The following is a 21,400-nucleotide window of genomic DNA, read 5'->3' as shown; positions in this document are numbered from 1 at the left end:
GCCGGTGCGGTGAAGCGTACCCTGATCACAGGTCTGGCAGCAGGTTACGATAACCGCGTGGCTACGGATAGCCTAGCCGCGACATCCATCAGGAGAGATTGATGCAACCTAAGCGCCAACGTTATGCCACGCTGGTGCCCCGTCTGGCCCACTTCGCCTGGCGGGTCATAACGGCATTTCTGCGCAACCGCGGAATCCTGTTGGCAGGTGGTGTGGGCTACAACGTCATGCTTTCCGTGGTGCCGCTGCTGGCGCTGCTCGCCGTGCTGCTGGCCAGCGTCGTGGATGAGCAGCGCCTGCTCAGCGTGATGACGGTGCAGACCCAGCATCTGGCGCCGGCGCATGCCGATATCCTGCTCGAGGCGGTTCGCGCCCTGGTCGACTCGCGGGATGCCATTGGCACCCTCGGGTTGCTGGTGCTACTGCTGTTCAGCTCCTTCGCCTTTCGCATGCTGGAAGATGCCATGGCGATCATCTTCCACCAACCCGACAACCCTAGCCGGCGCAGCGCCTGGGTCTCGGCGCTGCTGCCCTACGCCTTCATGCTGGTACTGGGTGGCGGCATCCTGGGATTGACGCTGATGGTCTCCATGGCGAGTGCCATCAACGACCTGTGGCTGGCGGTGCTGGGACGTGAACTGCCGCTGGCAGGACTCTCCTGGGTAGCGCTCAACCTGTTCAGCTTCGTGGGAGTCTTCGCGCTGTTCAGCGCCGTCTACAAGGTACTGCCAGTCGTGCGCATCGCGCTACGCCGAGCGCTGGTAGGCGGGTTCGTCGCCGCCTTGCTATGGGAGGGTGTACGGCTGCTGCTGGTGGTCTACTTCGCCCAGATATCCTTCGTCAATGTGGTCTATGGCTCTCTTGCCACGCTGATCGTGGTGCTGCTGAGCCTCGAGATCGGCGCCATTATCCTGCTGCTCGGAGGCCAGGTCATCGCCGAACTCGAGCACAGTGATCGGGTTGGCGTGGCCTGGCATACCGACCCACGCCATGCCGTCATCACCACCGTTGAGTAGAGGTTTCGTACCTACTTAGCGTCTGTCAGCGCTCGTCGGAGTGCGACCGCTGACGCAGCCGCCTCACCAGCGCCATCAGGCTCTTGCCGCTGACCATCCCCAGCACGTATACCCCTACCAGCAGCAGGGCCAATGGCAGCGACATGCTCCAGGCCAGGAAATTGACCTCGACCACGCGGATGTTCTGCACGAACAACACCACGATGATCAGCGTGATCAGGATCTTGAGAGTCAGGTATACCTTATCCATGGCGGTCTTCCTTGTCCCCCCGCGCCTTCTGAACCGCTAGCTTGGCGAGAATGAAATCATTGTGTCCGACGTGCAACAGATCGGCCAGGCGCCGGATGCGGTGCTCCTCGAGCGGGTCGATGGCACCATCCACCCAAGCCAGCTGCCACATCAACTGAACCAGCTCGCAGCGCTGAGCATAACCGTAATGGTCCTTGATCAGGCTGACGAATTGATAGTGATCGACGGCTTCCTCGACCTCTTGCTGGGCAAGCGCCATCAGTTCATCCACCGCGGTGTCGCTAAGGTGATAGCGCTCGACCAGCATGCGACGCAGGGTCTCGAGCTCCGCCTCACCGGTGGCATAGTCGGCGCGCATCACTTCACATAGCAGGGCCGCGGTGGCCAGTTCCAGCGTCAGCGTGCGATCTTCCCTGGCCTCGGGCTCGGCCAGGGTACGCTGAAAGAATTGCTGTATCGCATCGAGCATGTCCAGACGACTCCGTTACTGGCCTTGCCCCACCGGCCGGGCTTCATCGCGAGCGGTAATCTTGTCGATCACCACCTCGGGGTGATGGCGACGCACCATCTCCTTGACGGTCTCTTCCTTCTCATTGGGCACATCGGCGATCACCATCAGCGCGCCGCGATTGAGCGCCTGCTTGTACTTGCTGACCTTCACGTCCTTGACCGACACGCCTACCAAGGTGCTGGTCCAGAGCCCGAACAAGCCGCCAAAGACCGCCATGGCGGGGACGATCACAATCAGACTCGGCCCCAGTACAAAGTGAATGATAATACCAAGTACCGCGCCCAAGCCGGCGCCGACAGGCACCCCGCGCTTGGGGGCGTTCATCACGTCGGTGGTCTCACGCACGGTGGCCACCGGCACCCCCTCACGCTCGAGTGGCTTCCAGTTGCGACCGACGACGTGAAGGTCGTCCTTGGTCAGGCCCATCTGGCTCAGCTCGTCGGCGATATCCGAGGTGATGTCGGCATTGGGTGTCAGGAAATACAGGCGTTGCATGATGATGCTCCCCTTCCTTGTGAACGATATCCGAGGCGATCCACACCTCGGCATCCAGCATTTTCTGTCTCTTACTAGCGACAACTATCGTCGAGATTACGTTCCCTTCTGACGCTGTTTGAGCTGCTCGCGCAGTTGGCTGGGCAGAGTCTTGATGATCAGACGCTCGCGAGACTCGTCGTATTCAACGCTCGAGCCCAGCAAATGAGAGTCGAAGCTGATCGAGACCCCCGCCGCACGCCCGGTGAAGCGGCGAAATTGGCTAAGGGTGCGCTTGTCCGGTGGAATCTCTTCAGACAGACCGTAGTCGGCATGGCGGATATGCTCGTAGAAAGCCTTGGGCTGCTGCTCGTCGACCAGCGTCGAGAGCTCATCAAGGGTGATTGGCTCACCGCGGCTGAGCTGCTCGCTGGCATAGTCGACCAGGGCATCGGTCTTCTCGCGGCTGGCGTCCTCGTCGAAATCGCCCTGCTCGACATAGTCGCTGAAGGCCTTGAGCAGCGTGCGCGTCTCGCTGGGCGCATCGATGCTCTCTTCGACGCCGAGCAATTCGACCAGACTCTCGGCGAGTTTCTTGCCACCGCGATCCTTGAGGAAGGAGACGTACTGAGCGCCCGGTGAGTCGCTGCGCCACTGGCTGAGATTGATTCGCGCAGCCAGTGTCAGTTGGCCGAGATTGAGCTGGGCGGCCGGTACCGCCTGGTGTGCATCGTCGATACCAATGCCCTGTCGCTGCTGTACCAGTGCCAGGCTAAGGCTCTCCGCCTCACCGCGACGACTGTGATCAAACACCAGATAGCCGCCCACCGAAAGGCGATCCTCGAGCAGTCCCGCCAGCCGTTCGGCGATGGTACGGGTGATATCGGCGAAGTCGCGCTGGCCGTCGAGATAGGCACTCAACCAGCCGGCCAGCGGGCTGGCAGACTCACCCTCGGCGAAGGCTCCCCAGCCCTTGGGCTTGGGGTTATAGGCATCGCTGACGGCGGCCACCAGTTCACTCATGACCGTGCTCTCAGGATGAGCAGTGGCGGCCGGCTTGACCACCAGGCGGTCGTTGTCACTATGGGGTTCGAGGCGATGGACAATGCTTTGCAGTACGGGCATAGATCACGTTTGAGCAGGAGGTAAGAGGCGGCCGTGAGCGCCAGCGCTCACGGCTTGAGGCGGTAGCCGGTGCGGAACATCCAGGCAATGACCGCCAGACACAGGGCAAGAAAGACCAGGATCATCGTCACGCTGGCCAGCAGGCTGACATCGCTGATGCCATAGAAGCTCCAGCGGAACCCGCTGACCAGATAGAGCACCGGATTGAACAGCGTCAGCGTCTGCCATACCGGTGGCAGCATGTCGATGGAGTAGAAGCTGCCACCGAGAAAGGTCAGCGGGGTAATCACCAGCAGCGGCACCAGTTGCAGCTTGTCGAAGCCGTCGGCCCAGATGCCGATAATGAAGCCGAGCAGGCTGAAGGTCACCGCGGTCAGCAACAGAAAGGTCAACATCCACAGCGGATGAGCGATCTCCAGCGGTACGAACAGTCCAGCCGTGGCCAGTATGATCAACCCCAGCACGATCGACTTGGTCGCCGCGGCGCCCACATAGCCGATAACGATCTCGACATGCGAGATCGGCGCCGAAAGCAGCTCATAGATGCTCCCCGAGAACTTGGGGAAGAAGATGCCGAACGAGGCGTTCGAGACGCTCTGTGTCAGCAGCATCAGCATGATCAGGCCAGGCACGATAAAGGCGCCGTAGCTGACCCCATCGATCTCGCTGATCCGCGAGCCGATGGCGGCACCGAATACCACGAAGTAGAGCGACGTGGAGATGACTGGCGAGACGATGCTCTGCAACAGCGTGCGGCGCGTGCGCGCCATCTCGGCGGCGTAGATGGCGCGCACCGGATAGAGGTTCATGAACGCTCCTTGACCAGATCGACGAAGATGTCCTCCAGCGAGCTCTGGCGAGTGTGCAGGTCCTTGAAGGCGATGCCGGCCGCATCCAGGTCGCCGAGCAGTGCGGTGATGCCACTGCCCTCTTCGCCGTCCGAGGCACCATCATAGCTATAGATCAGCTCGCTGCCCTCATTGGCCAGTTGCAGATCATAGCCTGACAGGCGAGCCGGCACGGCAGCCAGCGGGCTATGCAGGTGCAGGGTCAACTGCTTGCTGCCGAGCTTGCGCATCAGCGCCGCCTTCTCTTCCACCAGCACGATCTGGCCGCCGTTGATGACACCGATGCGATCGGCCATCTCTTCGGCTTCCTCGATGTAGTGGGTGGTGAGAATAATGGTCACGCCACTGTCGCGTAGCTGTCGAACCACGTTCCACATCTCACGGCGCAGCTCGACATCCACGCCCGCGGTGGGCTCATCGAGAAACAGGATGCGCGGCTCATGAGAGAGCGCCTTGGCGATCAGCACCCGGCGCTTCATGCCACCGGACAGGGTAATCAGGCGATTGTCACGCTTGTCCCACAGCGTCAGTGACTTGAGCACCCGTTCGATATGGCCCGGGTCCGGCGACTTGCCGAACAGTCCGCGGCTGAAGCTCACCGTATTCCACACCGTCTCGAAGGCCTCGTTGGTGAGCTCCTGGGGCACCAGGCCAATCAGCGCCCGGGCTTGGCGATAATCACGCACGCTGTCGAAGCCGTCGACGCGCACTTCGCCAGCGGTGGGATTGACCAAGCCACAGACGACGCTGATCAGCGTCGTCTTGCCCGCGCCGTTGGGACCCAGCAGAGCGAAGATCTCGCCGCGTCGAATGCTCAGATCCACCGCCTTGAGGGCCCGAAAGCCGCCGGCATAGGTCTTGTCGAGTCCAGTGATACGAATCACTGGCTCGGCGGCTGCCCGGCTGGCATCCGGATCGGCGAGCGATGCTGCCAGATCATTCAAGCTCGATGGTTCCATCGAAGGTGACAGTAAGCTCGAGGCCCTCGACGTTGAGCGTCATGGTGGCCGGCAGAGACTCATTGCCGCTGAGACGCCCCTCGGCACGCGCCTTGTCGACGGCCTGCTCGATTTCACGCTGCGAACTCACGCCCACGGTCTTGAGAAACTTGCGCAGGCTCAGATTGAAGGCTTCTTCGTTCATGACTGACTCCTTGTGCAAACGGTACCCACCGACTACCGTCGGCGGGCATCTTGTCAGTGCTTCAAGTGCGCTCGGTGACTTCCAGCAGATGGTAGCCAAACTGGGTCTTGACCGGGCCCTGGACCTCATTCAGCTCGGCGCTGAACACCACCTTGTCGAACTCGGGCACCATCTGCCCCGGACCAAAGCTACCCAGATCGCCGCCCTGGCGGCCCGAGGGGCAGGACGAGTGGGCCTTGGCGACCTCGGCAAAGTCTTTCCCATCCTCAATTTCCTGCTTGAGGGACAGACACTTCTCTTCGCTGTCGACCAGAATGTGACGTGCGCTGGCGCGTGCCATGGTAAGTACTCCTGAACATCAGTCTGCGGATTGAACTGGCAAGCTTAGCACGCCGCTGGCCTCGATGGCCGCCCCCACCTCGGCCAGTAGCCGCTCATGGGGCGCCACATCCAGCGGGCCGCGGGTGCAGGCGACCACTGCCACCGGTCGGTCGCTGCCGCGCCGGGCGATGCCGGCGTCGCAGGTACGGCGATGCTGAGTGCCGGTCTTGTGGGCGAAGCGAACGTCATCGCCAAACCCCGCCTTGAGTCTCTTCTCACCTGACCGGGTGCGCTGCATGATGGCCAGCAGGGTTTCACGGCTGGCGTCACTCAACCCCGACCGGGACGGACCGCCACGCACCAGGGTCGACAACAGATCGCCAAATGCCACCAGCGTGCCGCCGTTGAGTGCACTGGCCTCGTAAACGTCGAAGGCGGCATCGTAACTGTCCAGTGCAAGCTCACCATGCGGCACGCCCAGACGCTCGGCGAAGGCGGCCACTCGGGTCTCGAGATTGTCGTTGTGACGCAGGGCGATATAGTCCATGCCCGCCAGCTCGCGGGCATCAGGATGCAGCTCACTGAATAGCGCATGGCGCACCTCCAGCAGGCTGGTGATCTCGCCCAGTCGAGCGGTATCCCCACCTGCCGCGGCCACCATGTCACGGGCACGACGGTTGCTGGCGGCAAGCCCTACCCGACGGATCAGCATGTCGCTGGCGGTATTGTCGCTGACCGTGAGCATCTCCTCGAGCAGAAACCTTAGCGTCAGCCGGCTGCCGGGGTCATGCCAGTTGGTCTGACCCGCGCCATCGATATAGTCGCTGCGCGTAAGAGTCATGCGCTCATCGAGACTCAGCTCTCCTTCGTCGAGGCGGGCGAACAGCTCCACTGCCACCGGCACCTTGATCAGCGAGGCCAGGTACCAGTGACGGTCACCCCGCCACGACAGCGCTTCGCCGCTGTGCAGATCCTGCACATAGACCCCGAACTCGCCGGGAAAGTCGCGCTCCAGTCCCGCCAGGCGCGTCTCCAACGGCGATTGCCACTCGCTGCGCTTGTCGACGTGATAGTACCAGTCAGCGTGCATGCTGCCGGCGTGGGCACTGAGGCTGACCAGCAGCAGCGCCAGGCAGCACAAACCGCGATAGCTCATTTGTTGGCTCCTATCCAGCGGGTCAGAGCGATCCAGCCTGCTGCCCCCAGTACCAGGGCGACGCCAATACCCAGCACCTGGGGGTAGCTGTAGACCTGCCAACTATCGAGCAGGAAGCGCAGTACCAGAAAGATCACCACAATATGAAAGATGAACGCCTTGAGCGCATCGGAGCCTACCAGCGTGATCGGCAGCAGCAGTCGCGGCAGTCGTTCGCCGCCGGCCAGCGCCGCCGCCAGGATAATAAAGGCACCACCGACACTGAACAGCATGAAGGCCAGGCCCGGCGGATGCTTGCCGACGTTACGTGCCACCGACATCAAGGCAGCGTGAACCTCGCCACCGAGTAGAGCGAGCATGAAGAACGCCACCAGCATGGCGCTTCCCAGCCCTAGCAAGGTCATCACCAGGCGACGCCGCCAGGCTGGCGTGAAATAGCAGCGTAGCACTGCCTCGCCGATCAGCAGTCCGGCCATGACCAGCGGTGCCCGCGACAGCTGCCCCCAGGCGTAGTGATCCTCATGGTCGACCAGTAGCGCCTGCAGAATCTCGAGCTCTCCAAAGTCAACGCGCTGCAGCCAGGCGGCCAGCGCGGTGACCAGGGCCATCGCCGCCAGTCGGCCCCATAGCGGCGCTCGCGCCCACAGCGGCAGCACCAGCGGCACCCACAGCAGCGCGATCGCATAGAAACCGAGTATCTCGACCCAGATCGCGAAGTTATGCCACAGCAGGGTGGCGAGAATATCCTCTGGCGCATATAGCGGCAGCATCTCGACGATGGTCAACGCCTTGTACCAGAACAGCACCTCCAGCGCCCTCAGCCACAGCTTGAGGCGCCGCCGGGGCCAGTGCTCGCTGCGCGCATGGGGCAGGAAGGCCACCGCCAGCGCAATGCCGAATACCAGGATGAACAGCGACGAAGAGAACTTGGTCATCAGGTGCACGGGGACCATGCCCCACTCGGGCACCAGCCGCAGGCCAAGCAGCCCGCTCACCGCATGGCTGACAATCATCAGCGAGATCGCCACCCCCCGCGCCAGGTCGATGGCTGCGATGCGGCCCTCGGCGCGGGGTAGATACGCTGCTTCACGCAGGCGGTGCCAATAACCTCCGGCGTCGGTGCGCGGCGACTCTGCGGTGGTGTGGTTCATGGAGCTCGTCCCTGTGTCGACCATGAGAAAGAGTAAATAAAGGCATCCACTTTCGCCCGCGCAGACTACGCTACAGAGTAAGGCGCAGCTTATGCCGAAATCATATTGTCGGGCTACGTATGCGCTGGGGGTGGCACATGGGCGCAACCGTCTCGTCTCACGCAGGACCCCCTGGCAACGGCCAGGACTCGCTGAAGCCATTAACGGTGCCGGTGAAGCGCCGCCACTGGCTGCGCAACACCGTGCTGATCGTGCTGGCGCTGATCTCGATCAGCCTGGCCACGCTGTTGCTCGCAGAAGCACGCACCTCTCACTTTCAGGCTCAGGAGCTGTCGCGCTACGCCAGCACCCTCTCCTATACCCTATCGCCAGGCCCCAGCGAGCGCATCATCTTTCCCCAGCACGGCCCCTTCGACATCCGCCTAGGCTATACACGCCTGCCCCAGTTCGAGGCGCGCCTGCGCGCCAGCGACTTCGTGGTCGAGCGTCAGGCGCGCTTTTCACCGGCGCTGCTCGAATACACCCAACGAGGGTTCTTTCCTCCCTACGCCGAGAAGACCCGCGCCGGCCTCAGCCTGGAAGAGTGCCGCGGCGAGGCGATGTACAGCTTTCGGCATCCGCAGCGCCACTATCCGCATTTCGATGCCATCCCTCCACTGGTGCTGCAAGTACTGCTGTTCATCGAAAACCGCGAACTGCTCGATTCACGCTCTCCCTACGCCAATCCGGCAGTGGACTGGCCGCGCTTCGCCAAAGCCGCGATCTCTCAGGTGGGCCGCGCGCTGGATGTCTCGGGACAATCCTCCGGCGGCAGCACCCTTGCTACACAGGTCGAGAAGTACCGCCACTCCCCCCAGGGCATGACCGGTTCGGCCCGTGAGAAGCTGCGCCAGATGATTTCTGCCAGTGTCCGCGGCTATCAGCAAGGACCGCAGACACTCGCCGCCCGACAGGATGTTGCACTGGACTATCTCAACAGCGTGCCGCTCTCGGCGGCACCGGGCTACGGTGAGATCCACGGCATTGGAGATGGCCTATGGGTGTGGTTCGATGCCGACTTCGATGCCCTCAACCAGCTGCTGGTGCCCGGCTTCAACGGCCCCGCCAACCTGCAGCAGCAAGGGCTCGCCCTGCGCCAGGTGGTCGCGCTGATGATCGCCCAGCGCCGACCTTCCTGGTACCTGAACACCGGCCGTCAAAGCCTCGAGCGACTGACTGACAGCTATCTGCGCATTCTCGCCGAGGCCGACGTGATCGACCCCATGCTGCGTGATGCGGCGCTGGTCCAGCAGCTCAGCTTTCGCGATTTCGCCCGCGACCCGGTGCGCCTCAGGGTCGAGCAGGACAAGGGCCTGCAGGTGGCTCGCGGCCGCTTGAGCAGCCTGCTGGGCACCTCTTTCTATGACCTCGACCGTCTCGATCTCACGGCGCGCACCACGCTGCACGGCGATCTCCAGCGCCAGGTCACCGATTATCTCTACCGGCTCGCCGACCCCGAGTTCGCTGGCGAGATCGGACTGCTGGGCGATCGCCTGCTGTCGCCGGAGAAGACCGCCGAGGTCAACTACAGCTTCACGCTCTATGAACGCGGCAAGGAGGGCTATCGCGTTCGCATCCAGACCGACAACACCGGCCAGCCCTTCGACATCAACGAGGGCAGCAAGCTCGAGCTGGGCTCCACGGCCAAGCTGCGCGTGCTCGCCAACTATCTGGAAGTCATCGCTGAGCTGCACAAGCGCCACGTCGGCAGACCGGTCGAAGAGCTGCGCAGCATCGAGATCAATTCTCAAGACGTCCTGAGCCGCTGGGTCGTCGACCAGTTGATCATCAGCCCCGAACAGGAGCTGCGCACGCTGCTCGATGCGGCCATGCAACGACGCTATTCGGCCAGCCCCCACGAAGCCTTCTTCACCGGCGGCGGCCGCCATACCTTCAGCAACTTCCGCCGCGAGGACAATGGCCGCCACCCGACGCTGAGCGAGTCGATGAGCGAGTCCCTGAACCTGCCCTTCGTGCGCCTGATGCGGGATCTGGTCCGCTACAGCACTCACCAGAACGAGCGCCGCAGTCAGTTGCTCGATGACGATCAGGACCCGCGTCGGCAGGAGTACCTGCAGCGCTTTGCCGACCGCGAAGGACGCGTCTTTCTGCAGCGCTTCTGGAACAAGTACCGCGGCAAGGACAGCGAGGAGCGTCTCATGCTGTTCCTCGACGGCCTGCGTACCACCGCACCGCGACTGGCGGCAGTGCACCGTTACCTTTTCCCGGAGGCCGATGAGGCCACCTTTGCGGCCTTTATCCATGAGCGACTGCCGCACGAATCGCTCAGCGAACAGCGTATCGCCAGGCTGTACAGCAGCTATGCCCCGGGCAGCTATGACCTGTCCGACCAGGGCTATATTGCCCGGGTACACCCACTGGAGCTGTGGCTGCTCGGCTACCTGCTCGATCACCCCGAGGCCAGCTTTGGTGAGGCCGCGCATGCCAGCCGCGACGAGCGTCAGGAGGTCTATGGTTGGCTGTTCAAGACCCGCCACCGCAGCGCCCGGGACGTGCGGATCCGCACCATGCTCGAGGTCGAGGCGTTTCTGGACATCCACCAGCGCTGGGCGCGTCTCGGCTATCCGTTCGATCACCTGGTGCCGTCGCTGGCCACAGCGGTAGGCAGCTCGGGAGATCGCCCGGCGGCCCTGGCCGAGCTGATGGGGATCATTCTCAACGATGGCGTACGGCTACCGACGCTGCGCATCGACGACCTGCACTTCGCAGCCGACACGCCCTACGAGACCCGTTTAGTGCCGGCCGGTACGCGCGGTCAGCGGGTCATGGAGCCCGAGGTGGCAGCGGTGCTGCGAGAAGCCCTATCCGATGTGGTCGAAGGCGGCACCGCGCGGCGACTGCAGGGCAGCTTCAACCTCGAAGACGACACACCGTTGGTGATGGGCGGCAAGACCGGTACCGGCAATAACCGCTTCGAGACCGTAGGTCGAGGGGGACAGGTGCTCAGCTCCCAGGCCCGCAACCGCACCGCCACCTTCGTTTTCTACCTTGGCGACAATCACTTCGGTGCCCTGACCGCCTTCGTGCCAGGCAGTGAGTCGGACAGCTTCCGCTTCACCTCGGCACTGCCCGTGCAGGTACTCAAGGGCATGCAGGAGATCCTCGAGCCGCTGCTGGTTCCGGGCGGGGACGGCTGCCTTCCGGGTAGCGGTCAGGAACTTCTGGTCGCAGATCATCGCGCAGCACCGCCAGCGGCCAGAAGAAGCGCGTCGGATGACTGACCCGACAGGCTAGTCGTCGAGCACGGTCAAACCGGCCACCGTCATGCGGCGCCCTCCGCTCTCGCCGAGACGGAAGGTGCCGCTCACCCGCACTTGCTGCCCCAGGTGGTCCGCTACCGCCTCGTGGGGAAACAGCTCGACACGATTGAGATCCTGGTCTTCGATCCAGTAGTGCAGCGGGTCATCGAAGCGCCGCACCACGCCCTGGGTAACGACACGCTGGCCATCATAGGCACTCCCCTCGCTGGCCAACACATAGAGCGGCACCTCACGCTTGCCGTCGCCGCCACAGCCGCCGACGGCAAGCGTCCCACCGACCAGCAACGCCACGGCAAGAGGCAGCAGTACCCGGTGCGAAAGTCTTGCGAGACGCATCACACACCTGCCGGCAGATGCGGGTCGCGACTACTCAGTACCCGGCGTCCCAGCGGCGTCTCGAGTTCGGCCTCGAGCCAGGCGCCCTCGGCGTCGCCAATCCCCTCGACCCTGGCCAGCTCGGCGGCGCCCAGCCGCTGCAAACATGTGCTCAGCCAGTCAGCCCGTGGGTGGTAAAGCGTCAGGCCGGTCAACCGGCACCCCAGGTCCTGCATTCGCCCGGCGGGGTGCGTGTCAGCGTGCCACTGCAGCGCCACCGGCAGCAGACCACCCGCCGCCAGACTGCCGTCGGGGGGGATGGTGATATCCCAGTTCAGGTCGCCGCGACTCATCGGTTCACTGCGCCCCAGCGGCACGCAGTCCAGCTCCAGCGCATCCAGGCTCGACGTGTTGACCGCCCAGGTCAGCAGGCGTGGCGACGCTGCCAGACTGGCCCGCACATAGGGGTCATCAAGGCCGAACCAGCGAGGCCGTGCCGGCGGTGCGGCGTCCGGGTCTGTGGCGATGACCTCGAGGAAGCTGCTCTGTGAGAGCTGCATCAGATGATTGTGGGTCGCCATGCGCGGGTGCTCACCGCCCTCCGGCAGCCGCACGCCGAGATGCCGCTCAAGGTAGTCGACGCCAGCACTTACGCTTTCGGCGGCGACCACCAGATGGTCGAATCGCGTCGTTGACATAACAAGGCTCCGGTTGGATCGAGGGCAAGTAGTCCTAACAGCATACTAAACGCAGCGACCCCGGTGTGAGCATCACACCGGGGTCGCTGAAATGGGCCCAGCCGACTGGCTTAGCGGCAGGGCACTACCTTGCGCATGGTGTCCTTGGCCCAGAGAGTCTGGCCATCCGGCGTCTTGCCATGCTCGCTCCAGCGTTCGGAAATCTCGAGGCAGAAGGAGCCGGCATTTTCGATACGGCTGTCCGGGTTGGCCGGACGCTCGCCGCCGATCCGCAGGATATCGGGATTGTCGGTGGTATAGCGCGGCGCAATGGTATTATTGCTGGCACAGCCTGTGGCAAAGGCAGCCACCAGCAGAATGGGTAAACAGCGGCGCAGAGGCATGTTCACAAACCCTCGAAGAGCGTTGATAGGCCCGACAAACATTGCCGGTAGCGCTAAATAGCACCGCTTTCAGGTGCGCGTCAATATTTTTCGAACAGCGTTTGATAGTGTCACCATGACAGCACGCTGCGGCTGTGCCAGGCTCATGATCCGACGCTTACCCGAGAGGCAACGCAGATGATCGATTTCTGGACCTGGACCACACCCAATGGACGCAAGGTCTCGATTCTGCTCGAGGAGCTGGGGCTTGCCTACCGCACCCACGCGGTCGATCTCACCCAGGGCGAGCAGCACACCCCGGCGTACCTCGCTGTCAGCCCCAACAACAAGATTCCCGCGCTGCGCGACGACGACACCGGCGTCACCCTGATGGAGTCGGGGGCCATCATGTACTACCTGGCCGAACGCCATGGCCGCTTCCTGCCCGCCGACGGCGAGCCGCGCTACCGGGTCATGGAGTGGCTGATGTGGCAGATGGGGGGCCTGGGACCGATCCTGGGTCAAACGCACCACTTCCTGCACTTCAACCCCGGCAAGGCCGCCTATGCCGAGACCCGCTTCTTCGACGAAACCCAGCGGCTCTATCGAGTCCTGGATACGCGCCTCGACGGGCGCGCCTACCTGGCCGGCGACTACTCCATCGCCGACATGGCGGTGTGGCCCTGGGTGTCGCGTTTCGAGTGGCAGCGCATCGATCTCGATGCCTACCCCGCGGTCAAACGCTGGTATCTCGAGATCGCTGCGCGACCGGCGGTACAGCGCGGCTACCATAGCCCGCACAAGGTCAACGAGATTCCACTGCCCTAAGCCAGTTCTGCTGCAGCGGCCAGCATCGCTCAGGACTGCTCTGTCGCTAGGAGTGACGGCTAATTCTCCTGGCTATCAACTGTAGTGAGCCAACTGGCAGTGACCGGTAGCGGATTGCTACCATAAGCCGTTTGTGACCTGTCGAAGTGAAGCGCATGCGCTATCGGATCAAGCTGTTTGGCGAAATCACCATCAAGTCGCGCTCGGTGCGCAAGGAGATGGTGCGCTGCCTGCGCACCAATATCCGCAATTGCCTGCGCCATATCGACCCGCGAGTGCGGGTCGCCGACCACTGGGACGCGCTGGAGATTCGCCCTTCGCGGGGCCTGGATGGGAGCGCCCGCGCAGCGTTCGAGGCCAGCCTGACGCGGATCCCCGGCATTCATGACATCCAGGTAGTGGAGGCGCACCCCTTTACCGATTTCGCCACCACCGCCGAGCAGCTGGTGGCACTATGGCGTGACGCGCTGCCGGGCCGACGCTTCCGGGTCAGTGTCAAACGCCGTGGCCGGCATGACTTCAGCTCCGAAGACCTCGAGCGCTACCTGGGCCGCGCCCTGCTGGATGCCGCGCCCACGGCAGGCGTCGACTTGCGCCATCCCGAGATCGACGTTGGCCTGGAGCTGAAGGATCAACGGCTGCTGCTGGTCAGCCGGCGCCTGCCGGGCCTCGGCGGCTATCCGCTGGGGACGCAAGGCCAGGCACTGGCGCTGATCTCGGGTGGCTACGACTCCCCCGTGGCGGCCTGGCGACTGCTGCGCCGCGGGCTCAAGACCCACTTCCTGTTCTTCAATCTCGGCGGTCCGGCCCATGAGCGCGGAGTGCGTGAGGTCACCCACCATCTCTGGCAGCGCTATAGCGCCTCACACCGGGTCAACTTCATTAGCGTGCCCTTCGGCGGCGTGGTCGACGAGATCCAGCGCAATGTGCCTGCCGGCCTGGCAGGGGTAGTCCTTAAACGCATGATGCTGCGCGCCGCCAACCGGGTTGCCGCCCGCGCCCGCCTCCCGGCGCTGATCACCGGCGATGCCCTGGCCCAGGTCTCGAGCCAGAGCCTGACCAATCTGGGGTTGATCGATGCCGTCAGTGAGCGCCCGATCCTGCGGCCACTTATCGCCAGCGACAAGCAGGACATCATCGCCGACGCCCGATGCATCGGCACCGCCGCCTTCGCCGAACGGCTACCCGAGTATTGCGGCGTGATCTCGCAACGCCCCCATGTGCGCCCCAGCCCGGCCCAGCTCGAGGACGCCGAGGCGAGCTTCGATGACGCCGTACTCGAGACGGCCATCGCGGCAGCGAGCATGACCCGCAGCGACCGCCTGCTGGAGAGTACCCCGGTACTTGCCGAGATCGACGAGGTCGCCAGCCCCGAGGCGCTGCTTGCCACCCCTGACGTCACCGTCATCGACATCCGCCACCCCCACGAACGCGATGCCGCGCCGCTAACCCTGCCCGAGGGCGAGCCGCTGGCGATTCCGTTCTTCGAGCTGGCGCAACGTGCGCCGAGCCTGCCCCGCCGCCGCTACCTGCTCTACTGCGACCAGGGGGTGATGAGCCGCATGCAGGCGCTACACCTTGCCGACCAGGGCTTCGATCACTTCGGCGTCTACCGGGGCGATGATCGAGGCCCTGCATGAGCCGACCGGGGCCGCACCGTGAGTATGTGTCCGAGCCCAGCATGATCGAGCGCTGGGCCGGCGACTATCTGGCAGGCCACCATCCACGCGTGACACACCCCGGACGACCACGCACCACTGCCGAACGCCAGGCGCTGATCCGCGCCTGCCGACGTCGTGTTCTATATGCCGCCCTGGCCGGCATCCTCTCCGGCGCGGTGATCGGCGGCATGGAGTGGTACATGCGCCAGGAAATGGCCGGTGGCATGCAGGACATGACGCTCCGCGAGCAGCTGCCCTACTGGGCGGGGTTCTTCGCCGTAGCCGGCGTGATCAGCGCCATCGAGATACTGTTCCTGTACTGGAATGCTCTGCGCGGCGTGCTGCGCATCAGTCATATCGCCCAGGCACCGCTTCAGCACGGCTCACACGCCCTGCTGATCAAGCGCGGCCTGGCGCGGGCGGCACTCGAGTTGCCCAGCCCTCGCGATCCCGTCTTCGGCATCGATCCCTACGCCCAGATGCAGCGCTGGAAACTCACTGCCCGTGCCGTGCTGTATCGCATGAAGGTCGGCGTCACCAGCTTCGTGCTGCGCATCCTGATGCGCCGGCTCTTCGGGCGCATGGCACTGCGCGGGCTCCTGCCGCTGGTCACCGGGCCGCTGTATGCCGTATGGAATGCCCTGATCAGCTACTGGATCATGCGCCAGGCGCGGGAGAACGCGCTGGGACCTTTCGCCATCGACAGCCTGGTTGCCGACCTCGAGCAGCAGATCGATAGCCTGGGGGACGACGCCCGCCAACTGATCCTGCACGGCGTTGGGGAAATGCTCATGCGCCATCAGGATGCCCACGCCAATCACGTCTACCTGCTGTCGCGACTGCTGGATGCATTTGCCTGGCAGGCCCCCAGGCTGGATGTCGACTGGCCCCGCGACTCACAGGGCGTGGCGCGGCTCAACGCCAATGAACGGCGTTGGCTATTGGCCACCTTGAGCCTGGCCGCGGTGCTGGTCGGCCCGCTACGCGGGCGGCGTCGCGAGTTTCTCGAGGAGCTCTACCGCACCTGCGACCAGCCCTTCGACCGGCCTGCTCTGAACCGCCTGCGCCGAGCGATAATGGACGGCGAGACACCGCCCAGCGTGCCCGCCACCTAGAACAGCCCCAACTGGCGATCGATCAGCATGGAGAAGTCGTCATCGACGAATGGCAGGATGGCATCCGCCACCGGCTGCAACTGCCTCGTCAGGTAGTGCTGGTAGTCGATCGCCGAGCGCCGCTGCTCCAGCGGCTCCGGCCCGGACACGGTCATCACATAGCGAATCCAGCCGCCGTGCTGGTACTGCTGCGGGCGCCCAAGGCGCTGATTGAGCTCGTCGGCCATACGGGCGGCGCGCACGTGGGGCGGCACATTGCGCTGATAATCGCCGAGCCGACGTCGCAACCGCTTGCGGTAAACCAACTGGTCGTCGTACTCGCCGGCCAGGGTGCGGGCCACATAGTCGCGCACGAAGTCGCGATAGGGCTCACCGAGAAATATTCGTCGGTAGAGCGTCTGCTGGAATGTCTTGGCCAGCGCCGTCCAGTCGGCGCGCACCGTTTCGAGCCCCTTGAAGACCAGTCGGGGCTGCCCCCCGGCATCGTCGACCAGCCCCGCATAGCGCTTCTTGCTGCCCTCCTCGGCGCCGCGAATGGTGGGCATCAGAAAGCGCCGATAGTGCGTCTCGAACTGCAGCTCCAGGGCACTCTCAAGGTCGTAGGCCGCGCGCAGGTGCTCGCGCCACCAGGCATTGACCTTGTCTGCCAGGCGGCGGCCAATGGCATCGGCGGCGTCACCATCGTGAGCGCCCTCCAGCCATACGAAGGTGGAATCGGTGTCGCCGTAGATGACGGTATACCCCTCGGCCTCGATCAGCTCGCGGGTGCGCTGCATGATCTGATGGCCACGCAGGGTGATCGACGAGGCCAGCCGCGGATCGAAAAAGCGGCAGCCCCGCGAACCGAGCACGCCATAGAAGGCGTTCATGATGATCTTCAACGCCTGGGAAAGAGGAGCGTTGCCGTCGCGCTTGGCGGCCTCGCGGCCCCGCCAGACCCGCGCCACGATCTCGGGCAGGGCATGCCGGTTGCGCGAGAAGTACGCACCGCGAAAGCCTGGCACCGTCAGGCCGCTGCCGGGGGCGTGCTGCTCCTCGGCCAACCCTGTCACCAGGCCGACCGGGTCGATCAGGAAGGTGCGGATGATCGATGGATAGAGACTCTTGAAGTCGAGTACCAGCACCGAGTCATAGAGGCCGGGGCGCGAGTCCATCACGAACCCACCGGGGCTGTTGTCGCCCTCAACGTCGCCGAGGCTCGGCGCCACGAAACCGAGGCGGTGCAGGCGCGGCAGATAGAGATGCGAGAACGCCGCCACCGAACCGCCCATGCGATCGACCGGCAGGCCGGTGACTGCGGCCCGCTCGAGCAGGAAGTCGATCAGCTCGGTCTTGGCGAAGATCCGTGTGACCAGTTCGCAGTCCTTGAGGTTATAGCGTGCCAGCGCCGGCTTGTCCTCGGCGAACATGCGGTTGATATCGTCCATGCGCTGGTAGGGATTGTCGATCGCCTTGCCCTCGCCAAGCAGCGTCTGAGCGACACTCTCCAGGCTGAAGGAGGAGAACTGCCAGGTCGCCTGACGCAGCGCCTCGATGCCGTCGATGATCAGCCGCCCCGGCGCCGAGGCGAAATAGTGGTTGGCCTGGCTGCCGTGGGCGCGCCAGCCCATGGCCTCGCCACCGCGGCCGAGACGCAGCGGGACACCGAGTTGCTCCGCGTGGCGCTGCAGGACCCGCAGGTCGAACTGCACCAGATTCCAGCCGATGATCGCGTCCGGGTCGTGCCTGGCGACCCAGTCGTTCAGACACTCCAGCAGCTCAGCGCGGGTGGCACAGTAGCTCAGGTCGATGTCGTCTGGCGCCGCGCTGGACTCGGCGCTGCCCTGCTCATCGAGCATATAGACGTGACGCTGACCACAGCCTTCCACCGCAATGGAGTAGAGATCGCCGCGCTCACTGGTCTCGATATCCAGCGAGCAGAGCCGCAGCGTGGGGCGATAGGTGGCATCCGGCTTGAGCCCAGTGTCACGTAGTCGCCCACCCTCAGCGTGAGTGGCACTGAATCGCACCGCGGCAGTGATGAAACGCTCCATCAGGTAGCGCTCTGGAGGGCGAATATCCGCCTCGAGCAGCGTGATACCGGCATCGCCCAGGCGTTTTTCCAGCTGCATCAGCTGCCGTTGATGACTGCAGTAGAGGCCCAGGACAGGCCGCTGCTGAAAGTCGCACAGTCCCAGTTCACGCAGCTCAACGTCGCGTTCCTTCTCCAGCAGCCGCATGGCTCGCTGACGCTCGGCGGCGGGCAGGAACGCCACCACTGGCTGTATCGGCAATACCAGATAGCGTGGACCTGCATCGGTCGCCACCCACAGTGACACCTTGCAGCCCGCCGGCGTATCCCGCCAGTGTCGGGTGAGTAGAAAGCCCTGTTCAGCCACCGCCTCGCCTCGCCGATTGATTCAGGCACGGATGGTACGCCCTGACCACGATGATGTCGTCAGGCCAATACGCCACCGGCCCGTGCAAGGACGGGCCGGTGGTAGTCATCTCGATGCTGATCTGTCGTTCAGTCGCAGGGCACGACGCTTCGCGCAGTGTCCTTGGCCCACAAGGTCTGACCGTCGGGAGTGGTGCCATGATCGTTCCAGGTCTCCTCGACCTCGACGCAGTAGGAGCCCATCTCCTCGACGTAGCGCTCGGGATCGGCCGGCCGGTCGTCGCCGATGCGCATGATGTCGGGATTCTCACTGGTATAGTTCGGCGAGATGGCATTGCTGGAGCAGCCGGCAACGAAGGCAACGGCCACGAGGGCGGGAACTAGGGTACGTAATAGCATTGGTGATCCTCCATGAATGATCAGTCGTTCAACACGTTATTGGCGATGCGAAACGTGGTGCGCTGAGTACCGCGATAGCGGTCGATTCCTTCGACCTGCCCAACGGTTAGGCCTTATCTTACCCAAGCGCGTGATACTGCGCCAATGCGCCTGGCCTCCGACCTAAGCGAGCTTCGACCACAAAGGCGGCGCACGGATGCAGGCGCCGACGAAGATGGCTACAATCGTGAGTCTGATTTTCTGGGAAACGTCACCGCCACTATGTCCAACTCGCCACGTCACCATGCGCGCAAGATTCTCGTTACCAGCGCCCTGCCCTACGCTAACGGCGCCATTCACCTGGGCCATCTGCTGGAGTACATCCAGACCGATATCTGGGTACGCTTCCAGAAGAGCCGCGGCAACGAGTGCCACTACGTCTGCGCCGACGACGCCCACGGTACCGCCATCATGCTGCGTGCCGAGCAGGAGGGCATCACCTCTGAGGCATTGATAGAGCGTGTGTCCCGCGAACACCAGACGGATTTCGCGCGTTTCGGTGTGGCCTTCGACAACTACCACTCGACCCACTCCGACGAAAACCGCTACTTCAGTGAGCTGATCTATACCCGTCTGCGCAACGCCGGGCATATCGCCACCCGCGACATCGAACAGATGTACGATCCGGTCAAGGGGCTGTTCCTCGCCGACCGCTTTATCAAGGGCACCTGCCCCAAGTGCAAGGCAGAGGATCAGTATGGCGACAACTGCGAGGCGTGCGGCGCCACCTATACCCCGGCGGAGCTGATCGATCCGGTGTCGGCGATCTCCGGCGCCACTCCGGAAGTGCGCAGTTCCACCCACTTCTTCTTCAAGCTGCCGGACTTCGCCGACTTCCTCAAGCGCTGGACCCGCGGCGACCACGTCCAGACCCAGATCAGCAACAAGCTGCAGGAGTGGTTCGAATCAGGGCTCAACGAGTGGGACATCTCCCGCGATGCGCCCTACTTCGGGTTCGAGATCCCCGATGCGCCCGGCAAGTACTTCTATGTCTGGCTCGATGCGCCGATCGGCTACCTGGCCAGTTTCAAGAACCTCTGCGACCGTGAGGGCATCGACTTCGACGCCTACTGGAAGCGCGATAGCGACGCCGAGGTCTATCACTTCATCGGCAAGGACATCGTCTACTTCCACGCCCTGTTCTGGCCGGCGATGCTCGAGGGTGCCGACTTCCGCACCCCCACCGGGGTCAACTGCCACGGCTTCGTCACCGTCAACGGCGCCAAGATGTCGAAGTCGCGTGGCACCTTCATCAAGGCTGCCACCTACGCCGAGCATCTCAACCCGGAATATCTGCGCTACTACTTCGCCGCCAAGCTGACCTCGGGGGTCGACGACCTCGACCTCAACCTCGAAGACTTCGCGCAGCGCGTCAACTCTGACCTGGTGGGCAAGGTGGTCAACATCGCCAGCCGCTGCGCCGGCTTCGTCAAGAAGTTGGGCGACGGCAAGCTGTCGGCCCACTGCGCCGAGCCGGAGCTGGTGGCCCGTTTCATCGCCGCCGGCGACGACATTGCCGCCGATTTCGAGGCGCGCGAGTTCGGCCGCGCCATGCGCAAGATAATGGAACTCGCCGACGAGGCGAACACCTATATCGCCGACAAGGCGCCTTGGGTGCTGGCCAAGGAGCCAGGGCGCGAGCAGGAAGTGCTCGATATCTGCTCGGTGGGCATCAACCTGTTCCGCCAGCTGATGGTCTACCTGGCCCCGGTGGTCCCGGCCATGGCCGAGGGCGCGCGCGAGTTCCTCAAGCTCGACAGCCTCGCCTGGCACAGCCGCCACGAGGTGCTGTTGGATCACGCGGTCGCCAAGTTCAAGCCGTTGATGACCCGCGTCGAACGCGACAAGATCGATGCCATGATCGAGGCATCCAAGGAGGACCTGGTGGAAGAACAGAAACTCAAGGAGTCCCCCAAGGGACCGCTAAGCGACGATCCCATCGCCGCCGAGATCAGCTTCGACGACTTCATCAAGGTCGACCTGCGCATCGCCCGTATCGCCAAGGCCGACTACGTCGAAGGTGCCGACAAGCTGCTGCAGCTGACCCTCGACCTCGGCGGCGAGACCCGCACGGTCTTCTCCGGCATCCGATCCGCCTACGCGCCGGAAGCGCTGGAGGGTCGGCTGACGGTCATGGTTGCCAACCTGGCTCCGCGCAAGATGCGCTTCGGCGTCTCCGAAGGCATGGTGCTGGCCGCCGGCAACAACGACGGTATCTACCTGCTTTCGCCTGATTCAGGTGCCGAACCAGGCCAACGCGTGGTGTAGCCCCAACCAGCTGACTCGCGGCA

21 protein-coding genes are annotated in these 21,400 nt (G+C 63.8%); 6 read left to right on the top strand and 15 right to left on the bottom strand.

The features are described from left to right. Positions 1 to 101 precede the first annotated feature (101 nt). Positions 102 to 1,016: a YihY/virulence factor BrkB family protein gene (locus tag IEI94_RS04585; protein WP_191166020.1), complete on the top strand. Its 915-nt coding sequence runs from the start codon at positions 102 to 104 to the stop codon at positions 1,014 to 1,016. A gap of 25 nt (positions 1,017 to 1,041) precedes the next feature. Here IEI94_RS04585 and IEI94_RS04580 read toward each other — a convergent pair whose 3' ends face one another. The 10 genes from IEI94_RS04580 to IEI94_RS04535 form a co-directional block, all read right to left on the bottom strand. Next, positions 1,042 to 1,266 (bottom strand): lipopolysaccharide assembly protein LapA domain-containing protein, encoded by a 225-nt coding sequence (locus IEI94_RS04580; RefSeq protein ID WP_191166018.1) that lies wholly within the window; start codon positions 1,264 to 1,266, stop codon positions 1,042 to 1,044. Further along, positions 1,259 to 1,735: a TerB family tellurite resistance protein gene (locus IEI94_RS04575; RefSeq protein ID WP_191166015.1), complete on the bottom strand. Its 477-nt coding sequence runs from the start codon at positions 1,733 to 1,735 to the stop codon at positions 1,259 to 1,261. Before IEI94_RS04575 ends, IEI94_RS04580 begins: the two co-directional genes overlap by 8 nt. Before the next feature lie 15 nt (positions 1,736 to 1,750). After that, on the bottom strand, positions 1,751 to 2,272 hold the full coding sequence (locus tag IEI94_RS04570; RefSeq protein WP_224749926.1) for a DUF1269 domain-containing protein: 522 nt from the start codon (positions 2,270 to 2,272) through the stop codon (positions 1,751 to 1,753). A gap of 96 nt (positions 2,273 to 2,368) precedes the next feature. After that, positions 2,369 to 3,376, bottom strand: a complete 1,008-nt coding sequence (locus IEI94_RS04565; protein ID WP_191166013.1) for a nucleoid-associated protein — start codon at positions 3,374 to 3,376, stop codon at positions 2,369 to 2,371. Between the two features lie 47 nt (positions 3,377 to 3,423). Then, positions 3,424 to 4,185 (bottom strand): ABC transporter permease, encoded by a 762-nt coding sequence (locus tag IEI94_RS04560; RefSeq protein WP_191166011.1) that lies wholly within the window; start codon positions 4,183 to 4,185, stop codon positions 3,424 to 3,426. Beyond that, positions 4,182 to 5,168 (bottom strand): ABC transporter ATP-binding protein, encoded by a 987-nt coding sequence (locus IEI94_RS04555; protein WP_224749925.1) that lies wholly within the window; start codon positions 5,166 to 5,168, stop codon positions 4,182 to 4,184. Before IEI94_RS04555 ends, IEI94_RS04560 begins: the two co-directional genes overlap by 4 nt. After that, on the bottom strand, positions 5,161 to 5,367 hold the full coding sequence (locus IEI94_RS04550) for a DUF6494 family protein (RefSeq protein ID WP_191166008.1): 207 nt from the start codon (positions 5,365 to 5,367) through the stop codon (positions 5,161 to 5,163). The genes IEI94_RS04555 and IEI94_RS04550 overlap by 8 nt, the downstream gene beginning before the upstream one ends. A 61-nt stretch (positions 5,368 to 5,428) precedes the next feature. After that, entirely contained in the window at positions 5,429 to 5,707 is a 279-nt protein-coding gene (locus IEI94_RS04545; RefSeq protein WP_191166006.1) for a peptidylprolyl isomerase, read from the bottom strand. 18 nt (positions 5,708 to 5,725) lie between these two features. Beyond that, on the bottom strand, positions 5,726 to 6,844 hold the full coding sequence (locus tag IEI94_RS04540) for a serine hydrolase (RefSeq protein WP_191166004.1): 1,119 nt from the start codon (positions 6,842 to 6,844) through the stop codon (positions 5,726 to 5,728). Beyond that, positions 6,841 to 7,995, bottom strand: coding sequence for a heparan-alpha-glucosaminide N-acetyltransferase domain-containing protein (locus tag IEI94_RS04535; protein WP_191166002.1), 1,155 nt, complete (start codon positions 7,993 to 7,995; stop codon positions 6,841 to 6,843). The genes IEI94_RS04540 and IEI94_RS04535 overlap by 4 nt, the downstream gene beginning before the upstream one ends. A 137-nt stretch (positions 7,996 to 8,132) precedes the next feature. Between IEI94_RS04535 and IEI94_RS04530 the strand changes: the two genes are divergently transcribed. Then, a complete protein-coding gene (locus IEI94_RS04530) occupies positions 8,133 to 11,276 on the top strand; it encodes a transglycosylase domain-containing protein (RefSeq protein ID WP_191166000.1) in 3,144 nt (1,047 codons plus the stop codon). A gap of 9 nt (positions 11,277 to 11,285) precedes the next feature. On the opposite strand, the gene IEI94_RS04525 is transcribed toward IEI94_RS04530, so the two are convergent. The 3 genes from IEI94_RS04525 to IEI94_RS04515 all read right to left on the bottom strand — a co-directional run bounded on the left by IEI94_RS04525 (position 11,286) and on the right by IEI94_RS04515 (position 12,711). Beyond that, on the bottom strand, positions 11,286 to 11,651 hold the full coding sequence (locus IEI94_RS04525; protein ID WP_191165998.1) for a hypothetical protein: 366 nt from the start codon (positions 11,649 to 11,651) through the stop codon (positions 11,286 to 11,288). Beyond that, on the bottom strand, positions 11,651 to 12,328 hold the full coding sequence (locus IEI94_RS04520) for a VOC family protein (protein WP_191165996.1): 678 nt from the start codon (positions 12,326 to 12,328) through the stop codon (positions 11,651 to 11,653). The genes IEI94_RS04525 and IEI94_RS04520 overlap by 1 nt, the downstream gene beginning before the upstream one ends. A gap of 110 nt (positions 12,329 to 12,438) precedes the next feature. After that, complete coding sequence (locus tag IEI94_RS04515) at positions 12,439 to 12,711, bottom strand: hypothetical protein (RefSeq protein ID WP_191165994.1); 273 nt, start codon at positions 12,709 to 12,711, stop codon at positions 12,439 to 12,441. A gap of 177 nt (positions 12,712 to 12,888) precedes the next feature. Here IEI94_RS04515 and IEI94_RS04510 point away from each other — a divergent pair, with 177 nt between their 5' ends. The 3 genes from IEI94_RS04510 (at position 12,889) to IEI94_RS04500 (ending at position 16,294) form a co-directional block, all read left to right on the top strand. Further along, positions 12,889 to 13,518, top strand: a complete 630-nt coding sequence (locus IEI94_RS04510; protein ID WP_191165992.1) for a glutathione S-transferase family protein — start codon at positions 12,889 to 12,891, stop codon at positions 13,516 to 13,518. Positions 13,519 to 13,673: 155 nt separating this feature from the next. Next, entirely contained in the window at positions 13,674 to 15,158 is a 1,485-nt protein-coding gene (thiI, locus tag IEI94_RS04505; RefSeq protein WP_191165990.1) for a tRNA uracil 4-sulfurtransferase ThiI, read from the top strand. After that, positions 15,155 to 16,294: an LBF_2804 family protein gene (locus IEI94_RS04500; RefSeq protein ID WP_191165989.1), complete on the top strand. Its 1,140-nt coding sequence runs from the start codon at positions 15,155 to 15,157 to the stop codon at positions 16,292 to 16,294. The genes thiI and IEI94_RS04500 overlap by 4 nt, the downstream gene beginning before the upstream one ends. Here IEI94_RS04500 and IEI94_RS04495 read toward each other — a convergent pair. Together IEI94_RS04495 and IEI94_RS04490 are read right to left on the bottom strand one after the other, a co-directional pair. Continuing rightward, positions 16,291 to 18,672: a DNA polymerase II gene (locus IEI94_RS04495; protein ID WP_191165987.1), complete on the bottom strand. Its 2,382-nt coding sequence runs from the start codon at positions 18,670 to 18,672 to the stop codon at positions 16,291 to 16,293. The genes IEI94_RS04500 and IEI94_RS04495 overlap by 4 nt on opposite strands. A 128-nt stretch (positions 18,673 to 18,800) precedes the next feature. Then, on the bottom strand, positions 18,801 to 19,070 hold the full coding sequence (locus tag IEI94_RS04490) for a hypothetical protein (RefSeq protein ID WP_191165985.1): 270 nt from the start codon (positions 19,068 to 19,070) through the stop codon (positions 18,801 to 18,803). 261 nt (positions 19,071 to 19,331) lie between these two features. Here IEI94_RS04490 and metG point away from each other — a divergent pair, with 261 nt between their 5' ends. After that, on the top strand, positions 19,332 to 21,377 hold the full coding sequence (gene metG / locus IEI94_RS04485; protein WP_191165983.1) for a methionine--tRNA ligase: 2,046 nt from the start codon (positions 19,332 to 19,334) through the stop codon (positions 21,375 to 21,377). Positions 21,378 to 21,400 lie beyond the last annotated feature (23 nt).

The sequence above is a fragment of the Halomonas sp. ML-15 genome (assembly GCF_014779595.1).
In the GTDB taxonomy this organism is placed as follows: Bacteria; Pseudomonadota; Gammaproteobacteria; order Pseudomonadales; family Halomonadaceae; genus Franzmannia.
Note: the sequence above shows the minus strand (reverse complement) of the source record. Positions and strands in the feature narration are given on the sequence as shown.

Bases quoted from the DNA above. Each gene is read 5' to 3' on its own strand.
- IEI94_RS04585 (WP_191166020.1), top strand. From the start codon at position 102: ATGCAACCTAAGCGCCAACGTTATGCCACGCTGGTGCCCCGTCTGGCC.
- IEI94_RS04580 (WP_191166018.1), bottom strand. From the start codon at position 1,266: ATGGATAAGGTATACCTGACTCTCAAGATCCTGATCACGCTGATCATC.
- IEI94_RS04575 (WP_191166015.1), bottom strand. From the start codon at position 1,735: ATGCTCGATGCGATACAGCAATTCTTTCAGCGTACCCTGGCCGAGCCC.
- IEI94_RS04570 (WP_224749926.1), bottom strand. From the start codon at position 2,272: ATGCAACGCCTGTATTTCCTGACACCCAATGCCGACATCACCTCGGAT.
- IEI94_RS04565 (WP_191166013.1), bottom strand. From the start codon at position 3,376: ATGCCCGTACTGCAAAGCATTGTCCATCGCCTCGAACCCCATAGTGAC.
- IEI94_RS04560 (WP_191166011.1), bottom strand. From the start codon at position 4,185: ATGAACCTCTATCCGGTGCGCGCCATCTACGCCGCCGAGATGGCGCGC.
- IEI94_RS04550 (WP_191166008.1), bottom strand. From the start codon at position 5,367: ATGAACGAAGAAGCCTTCAATCTGAGCCTGCGCAAGTTTCTCAAGACC.
- IEI94_RS04545 (WP_191166006.1), bottom strand. From the start codon at position 5,707: ATGGCACGCGCCAGCGCACGTCACATTCTGGTCGACAGCGAAGAGAAG.
- IEI94_RS04540 (WP_191166004.1), bottom strand. From the start codon at position 6,844: ATGAGCTATCGCGGTTTGTGCTGCCTGGCGCTGCTGCTGGTCAGCCTC.
- IEI94_RS04535 (WP_191166002.1), bottom strand. From the start codon at position 7,995: ATGAACCACACCACCGCAGAGTCGCCGCGCACCGACGCCGGAGGTTAT.
- IEI94_RS04530 (WP_191166000.1), top strand. From the start codon at position 8,133: ATGGGCGCAACCGTCTCGTCTCACGCAGGACCCCCTGGCAACGGCCAG.
- IEI94_RS04525 (WP_191165998.1), bottom strand. From the start codon at position 11,651: ATGCGTCTCGCAAGACTTTCGCACCGGGTACTGCTGCCTCTTGCCGTG.
- IEI94_RS04520 (WP_191165996.1), bottom strand. From the start codon at position 12,328: ATGTCAACGACGCGATTCGACCATCTGGTGGTCGCCGCCGAAAGCGTA.
- IEI94_RS04515 (WP_191165994.1), bottom strand. From the start codon at position 12,711: ATGCCTCTGCGCCGCTGTTTACCCATTCTGCTGGTGGCTGCCTTTGCC.
- IEI94_RS04510 (WP_191165992.1), top strand. From the start codon at position 12,889: ATGATCGATTTCTGGACCTGGACCACACCCAATGGACGCAAGGTCTCG.
- thiI (WP_191165990.1), top strand. From the start codon at position 13,674: ATGCGCTATCGGATCAAGCTGTTTGGCGAAATCACCATCAAGTCGCGC.
- IEI94_RS04500 (WP_191165989.1), top strand. From the start codon at position 15,155: ATGAGCCGACCGGGGCCGCACCGTGAGTATGTGTCCGAGCCCAGCATG.
- IEI94_RS04490 (WP_191165985.1), bottom strand. From the start codon at position 19,070: ATGCTATTACGTACCCTAGTTCCCGCCCTCGTGGCCGTTGCCTTCGTT.
- metG (WP_191165983.1), top strand. From the start codon at position 19,332: ATGTCCAACTCGCCACGTCACCATGCGCGCAAGATTCTCGTTACCAGC.